Genomic DNA, 14,025 nt, shown 5'->3' with positions numbered 1-14,025 from the left:
GGTTCAGCGACCGGCCGCCCTGAGCAGGCGCAACTGGCCGACCTCCGCGGCGTTCTTGGTCAACTCCACCGTCACCCACAGCACCGTGTCGGCGACGGTGCGGCCGTCGGCGGGACTCCACGGAAACGGCGCAGGTGCGGCCATCCGGTCGATGGTCAAGTCCGCCAACAGGTTCCGCCAGTGCTCGGCGAGCGCGCGGATGCGCGCCACCGCACCCGTGCCGTCGCCCGGCCAGGTCACCTCGGCCGGCGCGGGCAGCGGCAGTCCGCGCAACGCCGCGAGCGCAGCGCTCCACCAGTAGTCGATGTGCCAGGTCAGCCACGCGATCGTCGGCACCGGAACGGGATCGGGTTCGACGTCGGCGAAGTCCGGCCGCCACCGGCCGGCCTCGTCGCGCCGCACGGTCCAGCACAACGGCGCGGGCTCCCAGAGGAAGTCGTCGTCGACGAGTGCGGCCAGGTGCAGGTCGGTCAGCGCCCACGAGAGCTCGAACTGGCGGGACACCTCGTCGAGCATCATCGGCGCTGCACCAGCAGCGTCTGCGCGCAGGTTCCGATGAAGCCGCCGCGGTCGAAGATCTCGGCGGTGGTCACCCCGACACCGTCCGGTCCGATGGACCCGCGGGCCCGCAGCGCGAAGTCGTCGCCGCTGGGCAGGCGGTGCAGGTGGACGACGGTGTCGGTGTTCATGAACAGATATTTCTGCGGGTCCAGCGCGGCGCCGATGCCGTTGGCCGAGTCGACCACCATCGCGAGGCGCTGCAGCGGTGTGGTGGGCTCCGTATCCACCAGCGGCACCAGCGGGGACAACCACGCCTCGGCGGCGGCGCCCTCGGGGGTGGCCTGCCTGCGCCAGGACACGGTCTCCAGGTAGCCCGGCGCGCCCTGCCACGCGTGCGGGACGGCGCTGGCCTCACCCTCGACGAGTGCGGGGTAGCGGTCGGTCGCGGCGTCGGCGGTGTCGCCGGTGGCCAGCAGCCACGCGGTGACGCGGGCGACGGCCCGTCGGGTGCCGTCGGGGCGGTCGACGAGCATCTCGGCGGCCATCAGCGAGATCCGCGCACCCGGGCGTTCCACCCAGGCCCGCACGCGCACGGTCGTGACGGGGATGGCGCCCAGGATGTCGAGGGTGAGCCGGCCGATCCGCAGTCCCGTGCCGTCGGCGAGCTCCTCGACGGCCTTGGTCAGCAGAGCCAGCGGCGGCGAGCCGTGTTGGATCCGCGGATCCCAGTTGCTGCACGTGCCCTCGGTGGACTCGAACACGGCGTAGTCACCGTCGGCCGGCAGCCGACGGTACAGACAGTCGATCATGCAGCCGGCTCCGCGCGCAGCACCGCGTCGGGGTCGCCGTCCTCGAGCACCTCGGGCCAACCCGGATACGGCGGGGGAGTGCCGCCGAAGGCCGGGCAGTGGGCGCGGTGGGCGCACCAGTCGCACAGCTTCGACGGATTCGGCCGGAAATCTCCTGTCGCACCGGCGGCCTGGATGGCCCGCCAGATCGCCATCAGCGTCTTCTCGAAGCGTTCCAGCTCGTCGAGGGTCGGGCTGTAGTCCAGAACCTGGCTGTCGGCCAGGTAGAGCAGACGCAGCCGGGTGGGCATCACCCCGCGCGAGCGCAGCAGTGCCACCGCATAGAACTTCATCTGGAACATGGCCTTGAACTCGGCCAGCGCCCAGGCTTCCGATGGGGCTTTGCCGGTCTTGTAGTCGACGACCCGCACCTCGCCGGTCGCCGCGACGTCGATGCGGTCGACGAAGCCGCGCAGCAGCGTGCCGTCGGCCAGTTCGACCTCGACCCGCTGTTCGCAGCTCTGCGGGTCGAATCGGGTGGGGTCTTCGAGCCGGTAGTAGCCCGACAACAACACGCGCGCCTGCTCGAGCAGTCCGGCGCGCAGACCGGGCTCGATGTCGGCGGCCAGCGAGGGCCGCTCGGCCAGCACTCGCTCCCAGGCCGGGGCCACCAGGGCGGCCGCCGTCTCCGGCACGCGGTCGGCCGCGGGCAGCTGGTAGAGGTCCTCCAGCGCCGCGTGCACCACCGAGCCACGCACCTGCGCGACCGACGACGGCTCGGGCAGCCGGTCGATGGCGCGGAAACGGTACAGCAGCGGGCACTGCTTGAAGTCGCTGGCACGCGACGGCGAGAGCGCGGGGCGGCGCACCTCTGTCGTCGGCTCGGTCATGACTTCGAGACTAGGACCGGGGTCGGACAAAAAGGGGACAACCCCGGACGTCGGGCACGGCGCGTCTACTGGCAGGCTGGACCACCGTGCGCAGAACCGGCCCGTTCGACGTAGGTGATCGTGTCCAACTCACCGACGCCAAAGGCAGGCGCTACACGATGCTGCTCAAGCCGGGCGGCGAGTTCCACACCCATCGCGGCATCATCTCCCTCGACCAGGTGATCGGCCTTCCCGAGGGCAGCGTGGTCAAGTCCACCAACGGCGACCAGTTCCTGGTGTTGCGCCCGCTGCTCGTCGACTACGTGATGTCGATGCCGCGCGGCGCCCAGGTCGTCTACCCCAAGGACGCCGCGCAGATCGTGCACGAGGGCGACATCTTCCCCGGCGCCCGGGTGCTGGAGGCCGGCGCGGGCTCCGGCGCGCTGACCTGCTCGCTGCTGCGGGCGGTCGGTCCCGAGGGTCGGGTGACGTCCTACGAGCTGCGCGAGGACCACGCCGAACACGCGCTGCGCAACGTCGAGACGTTCTTCGGTGAGCGCCCACCCAACTGGGACCTGGTCATCGCCGACCTCAACGACTACTCCGGCGGCGAGGTGGACCGCGTCGTGCTGGACATGCTCGCACCCTGGGAGGTGCTCGACACCGTCTCGCAGCACCTGGTGCCCGGCGGGGTGCTGATGATCTACGTCGCGACGGTCACCCAGCTGTCCAAGACCGTCGAGGCGCTGCGCGAACAGCAGTGCTGGACCGAGCCCAGGTCGTGGGAGAGCATGCAGCGCGGCTGGCACGTGGTGGGCCTGGCGGTGCGCCCGGAGCATTCGATGCGCGGGCACACCGCGTTCCTGATCAGCGCGCGCAAGCTGGCACCCGGCACGGTGGCGCCGACTCCGCTGCGTAAGAAGCGCGTCACCCCGGCCCCCTAGGCGCGGCGGCCTGACGACGGGCTCAGTCGTCGCTGCGCGACAGCCCGCGGCGCACCGACAACAGTTCGATCTCCGGTCGCGCGGCGACCAGTCGTTCCGCCCCGTCGAGGACCTCCACGACGTGGGCACGGTCCCCGGCGACGCAGGCCATCCCGATGCCGGCGCGGCGGTACAGGTCGGTGTCGCCCACTTCCGCCGCGGACACGCTGAACCGGCGGCGCAGCTCGGCGACGACGGGCCGCACGACCGAGCGCTTCTCCTTGAGCGAGTGCACGTCACCGAGCAGGATGTCGAACTCCAGCCAGCCGATCCACATCGGTCAGCGCGGCGCGTCGTCGAGGGCCAGCAGCAGATCGGCGGTGTGTCGGGTGAGTTGCCAGGAGCCGTCCGCCGGGGCGAACTCCATCGGGAAGGTGAACTGCGCGCCGGGCGGGTTCGCCGGGGTGATCACGACGGTGGCCACCACGTGGCCCGGGGCGGACTGTGACCATGCGAGATCGCGGGCCTCGAAGTCCAGCGGCAGGGATCCATTGTCGCGCAACGCTGCGGTGAAGCGGTCGAGCGCGACGGCCTCCCCGGGGGCGGCGTCCTCGATCAGCGTGAGCTTCTGATCCCCGGGCACCGCCGGGTCGGACAGCCGCGCCATCACGTCGGTCAGCGCGGCGGGCGGCGGCAGCGGGGGACCGCCGGCAGTATCGGGGATCGGGACCGCGGGTGCGGTGGTGGTTTCGACCGCGGACGGGGTCGCCTGGGGTGCGGTGGACGCCGGGTGCTCTGCCTCTCCGCAGGCACCCAGACACCCACCTAGCCCGAGCGCCGCCACAAATGTGACGGCGCTGCGGACCAGATTCGTGCGGGAGATCAACCCACCGCGGACATCAGGGCCAGCGCGGACTGCTTGGACAGCTGCCATCCGGTCGGGCTCGGCCCGGCGATGAACGTCAGCGGCTGGGTGGCCACGGCGCCCGTCGGAGCCGCCGCGGTGACGTTGGCGGTCACGATCGGACCGTTCTGGTCGATGTCGGCGACGGTGAAGCTCAACGGGAAGTAGCCCTTGGCCGCGGCGTTGCTGTAACCGCTGTCGGCCACGCGGGCCTCGATGCGGCCCAGGCCACCCTGGACGTAGGTGCCCTTGGCGCCGGAGAAGGAACCAGGTCCCGACAGCGCGCTCAAGGTGGACACCAGCGGGCCCTGCAGATCGGGGGCAGGGGCGGAAGGCAGCGGAGCGTTCAGCACGGCGGGCGACGCCCCGGCGACACCTGCACCGACGGCAATCGAGGTCATACCCACGGCGGCAGCGCCGAGTGTTGCGGCTGCTGCTGCCCCAGCGGTCATGCTGGTGACGAGGGTTTTCAGGGTCACGGCTGTCCTTCCGTTCGGCCGACTGATCTTGCGAGGTTAACAGTGGTACTGGTGTGTCGAATTCCTACACCGCACACAATGTCTGAATCGCCGGTAGCTTTGAAGTTGTTACTGCACCAATTTCCGGTGTGGGAAAGGAGCGCAACATGAGTGAGTCCGAGCGTTCTGAAGCCTCTGAAGTCTTTGGGACGTCACCCAGCAGCCGTCTGTCTCCCGAGGATGCAGCGGAACTCGAACAATTGCGCCGTGAGGCGGCGGTCCTGCGTGAACAGCTCGAGAACGCAGCGGGCACGTCCGGAAGCGCACGCAGTGTGCGCGACATCCACCAGCTGGAGGCGCGCATCGACTCGCTCGCCGCCCGCAACTCCAAACTCATGGACACACTCAAGGAGGCGCGCCAGCAGCTGCTGGCGCTGCGCGAAGAGGTGGACCGGCTCGGTCAGCCGCCCAGCGGTTACGGCGTGCTGCTGGCCGTGCAGGACGACGACACCGTCGACGTGTTCACCTCCGGCCGCAAGATGCGGCTCACGTGCTCTCCCAACATCGACACCAAACACCTCAAGCAGGGTCAGACGGTCCGGCTCAACGAGGCCCTCACCGTCGTCGAGGCCGGTCACTTCGAGGCCGTCGGCGAGATCAGCACGCTGCGCGAGATCCTGTCCGACGGCCATCGCGCCCTCGTCGTCGGGCACGCCGACGAAGAGCGGATCGTGTGGCTGGCCGAGCCGCTGGTGGCCGCAGGCGACCTGCCCGACGGGTACGACGACGACCTCGGTGACGACCGGCCGCGCAAGCTGCGTCCGGGTGACTCACTGCTGGTGGACACCAAGGCCGGGTACGCGTTCGAGCGCATCCCCAAGGCCGAGGTCGAGGATCTCGTGCTCGAAGAGGTGCCCGACGTCAGCTACAGCGACATCGGTGGCCTGGGCCTGGCAGATCGAGCAGATCCGCGACGCGGTCGAGCTGCCGTTCCTGCACAAGGAGCTCTACCGGGAGTACTCGCTGCGGCCGCCCAAAGGTGTGCTGCTCTACGGGCCTCCTGGTTGCGGTAAGACGCTGATCGCCAAGGCGGTGGCCAACTCGCTGGCCAAGAAGATGGCCGAGGTGCGCGGCGACGACGCCCGCGAGGCGAAGAGCTACTTCCTCAACATCAAGGGCCCGGAGCTGCTGAACAAGTTCGTCGGTGAGACCGAGCGTCACATCCGGCTGATCTTCCAGCGCGCCCGCGAGAAGGCGTCCGAGGGCACCCCGGTGATCGTGTTCTTCGACGAGATGGACTCGATCTTCCGCACCCGCGGCACCGGCGTGAGCTCCGATGTCGAGACCACCGTCGTCCCCCAGCTCCTCAGTGAGATCGACGGTGTCGAGGGGCTGGAGAACGTCATCGTGATCGGCGCGTCCAACCGCGAGGACATGATCGACCCGGCGATCCTGCGGCCCGGTCGCCTGGACGTGAAGATCAAGATCGAGCGGCCGGACGCGGAGTCGGCGCAGGACATCTTCAGCAAGTACCTGACGCCGGAACTGCCTGTCCACGCCGACGATCTCGCCGAGTTCGGTGGCGACCGCGCCGCGTGCATCAGGGGCATGATCCAGAAGGTCGTCGAGCGGATGTACGCCGAGATCGACGACAACCGGTTCCTGGAGGTGACCTACGCCAACGGTGACAAAGAGGTCATGTACTTCAAGGACTTCAACTCCGGTGCGATGATCCAGAACGTCGTCGACCGCGCCAAGAAGTACGCGATCAAGTCGGTGCTGGAGACGGGTCAGCGGGGTCTGCGGATCCAGCACCTGCTCGACTCCATCGTCGACGAGTTCGCCGAGAACGAGGACCTGCCCAACACCACGAATCCGGACGACTGGGCCCGGATCTCGGGGAAGAAGGGCGAGCGGATCGTCTACATCCGCACCCTGGTCACCGGCAAGAGTTCGTCGGCCAGCAGGGCCATCGACACCGAGTCGAACCTGGGCCAGTACCTGTAGCCGTCGCCGTCGTGAACCGGCCCGTCCACCTCGCGGTGGCGGGCCGGTTTCGTCGGCTATCCGGGCGCGGTCACCGTGCGGTACCGGTCCCGGGCGACCAGCGTGAAGCGCAGGTCCTCCAGTAGCGGGTCGAGGAACTGCGCCCGGTAGTCCTTGTCGGCCACGGCGCGGGCGGCCAGGTACATGAACGTCAGCGCGGTCAGGAACATCGTGACGTGGATCAGGGCCTGCGGCACCGGCAGCGTCATGCCCAGTACCCGGCCGTCGGTGGAACTGCCGGGGGCCAGCGCGGCCAGCAGTTCCGGGCTGATCAGGATCAGCCCGAAGACCAGGAACAGCAGACCCGTCACGACCGCCACGGTCAGTAGCTGCACGATCTGCGACATCGTCAGCACGAACGCGACATTGAGCCGTTCGGCCTTCGACAACGGCACCCGCCGCGGGCGGTCGGCCATCGACTCGAACGGCGTGCCGGTCAATTGCGCGGCGTCCTCGGGCTGCTTGGCCTCCGGGCTCAGGATGGGCTGCACACGACTCCACGTGCTCGACGACAGGAACGCGACGGCGATCACGATCAGAAACGTCAGCGCGAGCCACAACCGCGGCCGAGCGTGGCGGCCGTCGTCCACACCGGACCGTTGAAGAACACCAGCACGGTCAGCAGCATCACCGGCAGCGCGCCGAGCAGCAGGTTGCCCACCGAGGCCAGATTCGCCAGCGTCATCCGCACGGCCCAACCCAGGATCGCCCCGATTCCCGTTGCGGTGCAGACGAATATCAGCGCCACGAGGACGACCTCGGTGACCAGGTCGATGAGCACCCGGGAACTGGGACCGCCGTAGAACCCGCCGATCGCGGCGATGCCCAGCGAACCGGTCGACACGGCGCCGCGCAGGCGCGGGTCCGAGGTCCGGGACACCAGACGGCCCGCCACCGCCACCGTGGGCAGCACCAGCAGGACGATCCCGATCACGAACCACTCGGTGCGGGTCGGGGAGCCGTCGATGTCGATGCTGTGTTTCCCGGTCACCGCGACGATGAGAACCGAGAACAGCACCACCACGGCGAGGCCGGCCAGCGCCGGCGCCGAGCGGGTCCAGACCCGCTGGACCAGCACCCCAGGGCGCAGCACGGCGGGCAGGCCGCGTTGCAGAAACCACCGCTCGGCGGCCAGGCGTTGTTCGGTTGTGGAAGGCATCGGGGATAGATTCCACCACGGCGACGCTGTGGCGGGACCGCGATCGCCGCAGGCTAGTGAGCTGGCCCGCACCGCCGACCTCTACCCTGGTCGTATGCAACGGATCATCGGTACTGAGGTCGAATACGGCATCTCCTCGCCGTCGGATCCGACCGCGAATCCGATCCTGACATCGACACAGGCGGTGCTGGCCTACGCGGCGGCCGCAGGCATCCAGCGGGCCAAGCGCACGCGGTGGGACTACGAGGTGGAATCGCCGCTGCGCGACGCCCGCGGATTCGACCTGAGCCGCGCGTCGGGACCCCCGCCGATCGTCGACGCCGACGAGGTCGGCGCGGCCAACATGATCCTCACCAACGGGGCCCGGCTCTACGTCGACCACGCCCACCCCGAGTACTCGGCGCCGGAGTGCACCGACCCGATGGACGCGGTCATCTGGGACAAGGCCGGCGAGCGGGTGATGGAGGCCGCGGCGCGCCACGTGGCCAGCGTGCCCGGAGCGGCCAAGCTGCAGCTGTACAAGAACAACGTCGACGGCAAGGGCGCCTCGTACGGGTCGCACGAGAATTATCTGATGAGCCGTCAGACGCCGTTCTCGGCGGTCATCGCGGGCCTCACCCCGTTCCTGGTGTCCCGTCAGGTGGTGACCGGTTCCGGGCGGGTAGGCATCGGGCCCTCGGGCGACGAGCCCGGCTTCCAGCTGTCCCAGCGCGCCGACTACATCGAGGTCGAGGTCGGCCTGGAGACCACGCTCAAGCGCGGCATCATCAACACCCGCGACGAGCCCCACGCCGACGCCGACAAGTACCGCAGGCTGCACGTCATCATCGGTGACGCCAACCTGGCCGAGACGTCGACCTATTTGAAGGTGGGCACCACCTCGCTGGTCCTCGACCTCATCGAGGACGGCCCGCAAATCGGTCTGGACCTGTCCGATCTCACACTGGCCCGGCCGGTGCACGCGGTGCATGTGGTGTCGCGCGATCCGTCGCTGCGCGCCACCGTCGCGCTGGCCGACGGCCGTGATATGACAGCTCTGGCGCTGCAGCGGATTTACCTGGACCGGGTCGCCAAGCTGGTCGACAGCCGCGACCCGGATCCACGCGCCTCACACGTGCTGGAGACGTGGGCGCACGTGCTGGACCTGCTCGAACGCGATCCGATGGAGTGCGCCGACCTGCTGGACTGGCCGGCCAAGCTGCGGCTGCTGGAGGGCTTCCGGCACCGCGAGAATCTGGGCTGGAACGCGCCGCGGCTGCACCTGGTCGATCTGCAGTACTCGGATGTGCGGCTGGACAAGGGCCTGTACAACCGCCTGGTGGCCCGGGGTTCGATGAAGCGGTTGGTCACCGAGCAGCAGGTGCTCGATGCCGTCGACAACCCGCCGACCGACACCCGGGCGTACTTCCGCGGCGAGTGCCTGCGGCGCTTCGGCGCGGACATCGCGGCGGCGAGCTGGGATTCGGTGATCTTCGATCTCGGGGGCGATTCACTGGTGCGCATTCCCACCCTGGAACCGCTGCGGGGCAGCAAGTCCCATGTCGGGGCACTGCTCGATTCAGTCCACAGCGCCGCCGAACTGGTCGAGCAGCTCACCACCTGATCGGGCTATCCCCGGCAAACTGACATCCGACCGGTAGGGTGGAGAGACCGACGGGCATGGGGTCGGGTGCCCGCAACTTACGCAGGAGGCAGCGATGGCTCAGGAGCAGACCAAGCGTGGCGGCGGAGGCGGCGAGGACGACGACCTCCCCGGCAACGGGGCCGCCGGGCAGGAGCGCCGGGAGAAGCTGACCGACGAGACCGACGACCTGCTGGACGAGATCGACGACGTCCTGGAGGAGAACGCCGAAGACTTCGTGCGCGCCTACGTCCAGAAGGGCGGCCAGTGACCTGGCCCCACCGCGACCAGTCGGCATTTCCCACCGCAGTACCCGGAGCGTTTGACGCGTTGCCGCACGGGCTTTCCCACGGCGGGGTGAATCTCTCGTCGTTCTCGGACTTCCTGCGCCACCAGGCACCGCACCTGCTGCCCGGCAACGGGTCAGGCCAAGCCGTGATGCCGACGGACGCGGTGCCGCACGGCACCACGATCGTGGCGCTGAAGTATCCCGGCGGGGTGATGATGGCCGGTGACCGGCGCGCCACCCAGGGCAACATGATCGCCAGCCGGGACGTGCAGAAGGTCTACATCACCGACGACTACACCGTCACGGGGATCGCAGGCACGGCCGCGATCGCGGTCGAGTTCGCCCGGCTCTACGCGGTCGAGCTCGAGCATTACGAGAAGCTCGAAGGCGTGGCGCTGACGTTCCCCGGCAAGGTGAACCGGTTGGCCACGATGGTGCGCGGAAACCTCGGCGCCGCCCTGCAGGGTTTCGTCGCGTTGCCGTTGCTCGCCGGTTACGACCTCGACGACCCGAATCCCGAAGGCGCGGGCCGCATCGTGTCCTTCGACGCCGCGGGCGGATGGAACTTCGAAGAGGAGGGCTACCAGTCGGTCGGCTCGGGCTCCATCTTCGCGAAGTCCTCGATGAAGAAGCTCTACACACAGGTCACCGACGCCGAATCGGCGTTGCGGGTGGCGGTCGAGTCGCTCTACGACGCCGCCGACGACGACTCCGCGACCGGTGGTCCGGATCTGGTGCGCGGCATCTATCCGACCGCCGTGGTGATCGGGGCCGACGGTGCTCACGAGGTGCCCGAGGAGCGCATCGCCACGATTTGTCGTGAGATCATCGAGAACCGTTCGCGAACAGACACTTTCGGGCCTGATGCCCGGCCCACCAGAGGTGACGAGCTGTGAGCTTCCCGTATTTCATCTCGCCCGAACAGGCGATGCGTGAGCGGTCGGAGCTCGCGCGCAAGGGCATCGCCCGCGGCCGCAGCGTGATCGCGCTGGCCTACGCCGACGGTGTGCTGTTCGTCGCGGAGAACCCGTCGCGGTCCCTGCAGAAGGTCAGTGAGCTCTACGACCGGGTGGGCTTCGCCGCCGTCGGCCGGTTCAACGAGTTCAACAACCTGCGCAGCGGGGGGATCCGGTTCGCCGACACCCAGGGTTATGCGTACTCGCGGCGCGACGTCACCGGCCGTCAGCTGGCCAACGTCTACGCCCAGACCCTCGGCACGATCTTCACCGAACAGGCCAAGCCCTACGAGGTCGAACTGTGCGTGGCCGAGGTCGCGCACTACGGCGAGACCAAAGCGCCTGAGCTGTATCGCATCACCTACGACGGTTCGATTGCCGACGAGCCGCACTTCGTGGTGATGGGCGGTACCACCGAGCCGATCCTGACGGCTTTGAACGAGTCCTACACCGAGAACGCGAGCCTGGCCGACGCGGTGTCGGTCGCGGTCAGCGCGCTCGGTGCGGGTGGCAACGGTACCGAACCGCGCACGCTGGGGCTGGCCACGCTCGAGGTGGCGATCCTGGACGTGAACCGGCCGCGACGGGCATTCCGCCGCATCACCGGTTCGGCGCTGGAAGCGCTTTTGCCGCAACCTGATTCGGGTGACGGCGAAGAGGACGCGGCCGAAGCCGGCGACGCCGACGCCTAATCCGGCGCATCGCGGTATCGCCGGTGCAGTTGCTGGCGGGAGACGCCCAGGATCGCACCGATCTGCCCCCGCGACAGGTAGAGGCGGCGCGCATCGCGCACCGCCTCGTCGTAGCCGGTCGGGCAGGCTCTCGAGTTCGACAGGTTTGTCGGCGCCCCGGTGCTCGTCGTCCGCCATCCGGGCCCCCTCGTCGCCGTGCGCGTGTCCCTCTCGTCGCCGCGAGTATGTCCCGCCACCCCGACAGACGGTTTTCACAGGAACCCCCAAGGTGTGTCCATCTTGCGCCTGGTCCGACCAGGATGGATGATTTGTTGCGTATAACGCATCGAGTTGTGTAATACGCAACTAGGGGTTCGAGCGAAAGCGGTCCGCGTATGCCGAAAGTCGTCGTGATCGGGGCCGGCATCGTCGGGACGTCACTGGCCGATGAATTGACCGCACGGGGATGGACGGACGTCACCGTCGTCGACCGCGGACCACTGTTCGCCACCGGTGGTTCCACCTCCCACGCCCCCGGACTGGTGTTCCAGACCAACCCGTCCAAGACCATGACCGAATTCGCGCGCTACACCGTCGAGAAGTTCAGCGCGCTGCAGCACCCCGACGGGTGGGCCTTCAACCCGGTCGGCGGGCTGGAGGTCGCCACCACCGCGCAGCGCTGGGCCGACCTGCACCGCAAGGCCGGCTGGGCCCGGTCGTGGGGCATCGAAGGTCGCCTGCTGACCCCGGCCGAGTGCGTGCGACTACACCCACTGGTCGACCGCGACCGTATTCTCGGCGGCTTCCACACCCCCGCCGACGGGCTGGCCAAGGCCCTGCGGGCCGCCGAGGCGCAGGCCCGCCGCGCCGAATCCCGCGGCGCCACCCTGCGCCCGCACACCGAGGTGCTCGGCATCGTCGACGACGGACGCCGCGTGACAGGGGTGCGCACCGCCGACGGCGTCCTCGCCGCCGACATCGTGGTCTGTGCCGCCGGATTCTGGGGCGCACAGCTGGCCAGCCAGGTGGGCCTGGTGTTGCCGCTGGTGCCGATGGCCCACCAGTACGCCCGCACCGGCCAGATCGCCGAACTCGTCGGCCGCAACACCGAACTCACCGAGGCCGGACTGCCGATCCTGCGGCACCAGGATCAGGACCTCTACTTCCGCGAACACGTCGACCGGCTCGGGATCGGGTCCTACCGCCACAAGCCGATGCCGGTGGACATGTCCACTCTGCTCGCCGACACCGCGGGCGAGCCGATGCCGTCGATGATGCCGTTCACCGAGGAGGACTTCGCGCCCGCCTGGCGTGCCGCTGCCGATCTGATTCCGGCGCTGCACGATTCGAAGGTCGAAGAGGCCTTCAACGGGATCTTCTCGTTCACCCCCGACGGCTTCTCACTGATGGGCGAACACCGCGAGCTTCCGGGATTCTGGGTGGCCGAGGCGGTGTGGGTGACCCATTCGGCCGGGGTGGCCAAGGCCACGGCCGAATGGATCATCGACGGTGCCCCGTCGACCGACACCCACGAATGCGACCTGTACCGGTTCGAAGAGGCCGCCCGCAGTCCGAAGTTCGTGATGCAGACCAGTTCCCAGGCGTTCGTCGAGGTCTACGACGTCGTCCATCCGCACCAGTACCGCACTGCGCTGCGCGGCCTGCGCACCAGCCCGTTCCACGCCCGGCACACCGGGCTCGGCGCGTACTTCTACGAAGGCGGCGGCTGGGAACGGCCGGCCTGGTTCGAGGCCAACGCCGCACTCGCTCAGCGCCTGTTCGACGACGGCCTGCCGGTGCCGCGCCGTGACGAGTGGGCCGCGAAGTTCTGGTCGCCGATCTCGATCGCCGAGGCGCACTGGACCCGTGAACACGTCGCGATGTACGACATGACCCCGCTGACCCGCTACGAGGTCTCCGGGCCCGGTGCCGCCGCGTTCCTGCAGCGGATGACCACCAACAACGTCGACAAGAGCGTCGGGTCGGTCACCTACACCCTGATGCTCGACCACACCGGCGGCATCCGAAGCGATCTCACGGTCGCCCGACTGGCCGAAGACACCTTCCAGGTCGGTGCGAACTCCCCGATGGACTTCGACTGGCTCTCACGCCACCGACCGTCCGACGTCGTGCTGCGCGACATCACCGGCGGCACCTGCTGTGTCGGCGTCTGGGGACCCTTTGCCCGTGACGTCATCGCCCCGCTGTGCCCCGACGACGTGTCCCACGACGCGTTCAAGTACTTCCGCGCCCTGCACACCCATCTCGGCGCGATCCCGGTCACCATGCTGCGCGTCTCCTACGTCGGCGAACTCGGCTGGGAGATCTACACCAGCGCCGAATACGGTGCCGCGCTGTGGGATCTGGTCGCCGCGGCCGGCGCGCCGCACGGCATCATCCCGGCCGGCCGGATCGCGTTCAACAGCCTGCGCATCGAGAAGGGTTACCGCAGCTGGGGCACCGACATGACCGCCGAACACCGGCCCGCCACAGCGGGACTGGACTTCGCGGTGCGGATGGACAAGCCCGGTGGCTTCGTCGGCCAGGCCGCGCTGGAGCAGGCCCCCATACCGCAGAACATGTTGTGCACCATCGTGTTCGACGATCCCGACGCGGCCGTGCTGGGCAAGGAGCCGGTGTTCGTCGACGGCGCACCGGTGGGCTACGTGACCAGCGCCGGCTACTCCGCGACTCTCGGCCGCACCCTGGCCTACGCGTGGCTGCCCGCGCACGTCGGCGTCGGCGCCGCCGTCACCGTCGACTACCACGGCACCACGCACACCGCCGCCGTCCACGCCGAGCCCGTCGTGGATCCGACGATGGCCCGGATCAGAAGGTAA

Annotated in this window: 12 protein-coding genes and 2 pseudogenes; 7 read left to right on the top strand and 7 right to left on the bottom strand. The window is 69.0% G+C overall.

The features are described from left to right. Positions 1 to 3 precede the first annotated feature (3 nt). The 3 genes from C6A87_RS16455 to C6A87_RS16445 are packed head-to-tail and all read right to left on the bottom strand — an operon-like array spanning position 4 to position 2,179. Positions 4 to 516: a DinB family protein gene (locus tag C6A87_RS16455; RefSeq protein ID WP_311117962.1), complete on the bottom strand. Its 513-nt coding sequence runs from the start codon at positions 514 to 516 to the stop codon at positions 4 to 6. Next, complete coding sequence (locus C6A87_RS16450; protein WP_311113265.1) at positions 516 to 1,310, bottom strand: thioesterase family protein; 795 nt, start codon at positions 1,308 to 1,310, stop codon at positions 516 to 518. The genes C6A87_RS16455 and C6A87_RS16450 overlap by 1 nt, the downstream gene beginning before the upstream one ends. Then, positions 1,307 to 2,179: a RecB family exonuclease gene (locus C6A87_RS16445; protein WP_311113264.1), complete on the bottom strand. Its 873-nt coding sequence runs from the start codon at positions 2,177 to 2,179 to the stop codon at positions 1,307 to 1,309. The genes C6A87_RS16450 and C6A87_RS16445 overlap by 4 nt, the downstream gene beginning before the upstream one ends. 86 nt (positions 2,180 to 2,265) lie before the next feature. Between C6A87_RS16445 and C6A87_RS16440 the strand changes: the two genes are divergently transcribed. Then, on the top strand, positions 2,266 to 3,102 hold the full coding sequence (locus C6A87_RS16440) for a tRNA (adenine-N1)-methyltransferase (RefSeq protein ID WP_311113263.1): 837 nt from the start codon (positions 2,266 to 2,268) through the stop codon (positions 3,100 to 3,102). A 22-nt stretch (positions 3,103 to 3,124) separates the two neighbouring features. Here the strand turns inward: C6A87_RS16440 and C6A87_RS16435 are convergent, their stop codons facing one another. From C6A87_RS16435 to C6A87_RS16425, 3 genes are read right to left on the bottom strand one after another with little or no spacing between them, the layout of a single operon-like run. After that, positions 3,125 to 3,418, bottom strand: a complete 294-nt coding sequence (locus C6A87_RS16435) for a DUF503 domain-containing protein (protein ID WP_311113262.1) — start codon at positions 3,416 to 3,418, stop codon at positions 3,125 to 3,127. A 3-nt stretch (positions 3,419 to 3,421) separates the two neighbouring features. After that, positions 3,422 to 3,925 carry a hypothetical protein gene (locus C6A87_RS16430; protein WP_311113261.1) on the bottom strand — a complete coding sequence of 168 codons (504 nt, stop codon included), beginning with the start codon at positions 3,923 to 3,925 and terminating at the stop codon, positions 3,422 to 3,424. 38 nt (positions 3,926 to 3,963) lie between these two features. Next, positions 3,964 to 4,464, bottom strand: coding sequence for a hypothetical protein (locus tag C6A87_RS16425; RefSeq protein ID WP_311113260.1), 501 nt, complete (start codon positions 4,462 to 4,464; stop codon positions 3,964 to 3,966). 146 nt (positions 4,465 to 4,610) lie between these two features. Here C6A87_RS16425 and arc point away from each other — a divergent pair. Further along, positions 4,611 to 6,450, top strand: a pseudogene (arc, locus tag C6A87_RS16420) (proteasome ATPase). A 56-nt stretch (positions 6,451 to 6,506) separates the two neighbouring features. Here arc and C6A87_RS16415 read toward each other — a convergent pair. Further along, positions 6,507 to 7,648 (bottom strand): annotated as a pseudogene (locus C6A87_RS16415) (hypothetical protein). A gap of 94 nt (positions 7,649 to 7,742) precedes the next feature. On the opposite strand from C6A87_RS16415, the gene dop reads away from it, so the two are divergent. The 5 genes from dop to C6A87_RS16390 all read left to right on the top strand — a co-directional run bounded on the left by dop (position 7,743) and on the right by C6A87_RS16390 (position 14,025). Beyond that, complete coding sequence (dop, locus tag C6A87_RS16410) at positions 7,743 to 9,251, top strand: depupylase/deamidase Dop (RefSeq protein ID WP_311113259.1); 1,509 nt, start codon at positions 7,743 to 7,745, stop codon at positions 9,249 to 9,251. A 94-nt stretch (positions 9,252 to 9,345) separates the two neighbouring features. Then, positions 9,346 to 9,540, top strand: coding sequence for a ubiquitin-like protein Pup (locus C6A87_RS16405; protein ID WP_311113258.1), 195 nt, complete (start codon positions 9,346 to 9,348; stop codon positions 9,538 to 9,540). Continuing rightward, positions 9,537 to 10,454: a proteasome subunit beta gene (gene prcB, locus C6A87_RS16400; RefSeq protein WP_396836880.1), complete on the top strand. Its 918-nt coding sequence runs from the start codon at positions 9,537 to 9,539 to the stop codon at positions 10,452 to 10,454. The genes C6A87_RS16405 and prcB overlap by 4 nt, the downstream gene beginning before the upstream one ends. Next, the gene (gene prcA, locus C6A87_RS16395) at positions 10,451 to 11,206 is read left to right on the top strand and encodes a proteasome subunit alpha (protein ID WP_311113257.1); all 756 of its coding nucleotides are present in this window, start codon (positions 10,451 to 10,453) and stop codon (positions 11,204 to 11,206) included. Before prcB ends, prcA begins: the two co-directional genes overlap by 4 nt. Before the next feature lie 374 nt (positions 11,207 to 11,580). Next, positions 11,581 to 14,025: an FAD-dependent oxidoreductase gene (locus tag C6A87_RS16390; protein ID WP_311113256.1), complete on the top strand. Its 2,445-nt coding sequence runs from the start codon at positions 11,581 to 11,583 to the stop codon at positions 14,023 to 14,025.

The sequence above is a fragment of the Mycobacterium sp. ITM-2016-00317 genome, from assembly GCF_002968295.1.
Classification (GTDB): Bacteria; Actinomycetota; Actinomycetes; order Mycobacteriales; family Mycobacteriaceae; genus Mycobacterium.
The sequence above is the reverse complement of the archived record's forward strand: the minus strand, read 5'-3'. Positions and strand labels throughout refer to the sequence as shown.

Bases quoted from the DNA above. Each gene is read 5' to 3' on its own strand.
- C6A87_RS16390 (WP_311113256.1), top strand. From the start codon at position 11,581: ATGCCGAAAGTCGTCGTGATCGGGGCCGGCATCGTCGGGACGTCACTG.
- C6A87_RS16455 (WP_311117962.1), bottom strand. From the start codon at position 516: ATGCTCGACGAGGTGTCCCGCCAGTTCGAGCTCTCGTGGGCGCTGACC.
- C6A87_RS16445 (WP_311113264.1), bottom strand. From the start codon at position 2,179: ATGACCGAGCCGACGACAGAGGTGCGCCGCCCCGCGCTCTCGCCGTCG.
- C6A87_RS16405 (WP_311113258.1), top strand. From the start codon at position 9,346: ATGGCTCAGGAGCAGACCAAGCGTGGCGGCGGAGGCGGCGAGGACGAC.
- C6A87_RS16435 (WP_311113262.1), bottom strand. From the start codon at position 3,418: ATGTGGATCGGCTGGCTGGAGTTCGACATCCTGCTCGGTGACGTGCAC.
- C6A87_RS16450 (WP_311113265.1), bottom strand. From the start codon at position 1,310: ATGATCGACTGTCTGTACCGTCGGCTGCCGGCCGACGGTGACTACGCC.
- dop (WP_311113259.1), top strand. From the start codon at position 7,743: ATGCAACGGATCATCGGTACTGAGGTCGAATACGGCATCTCCTCGCCG.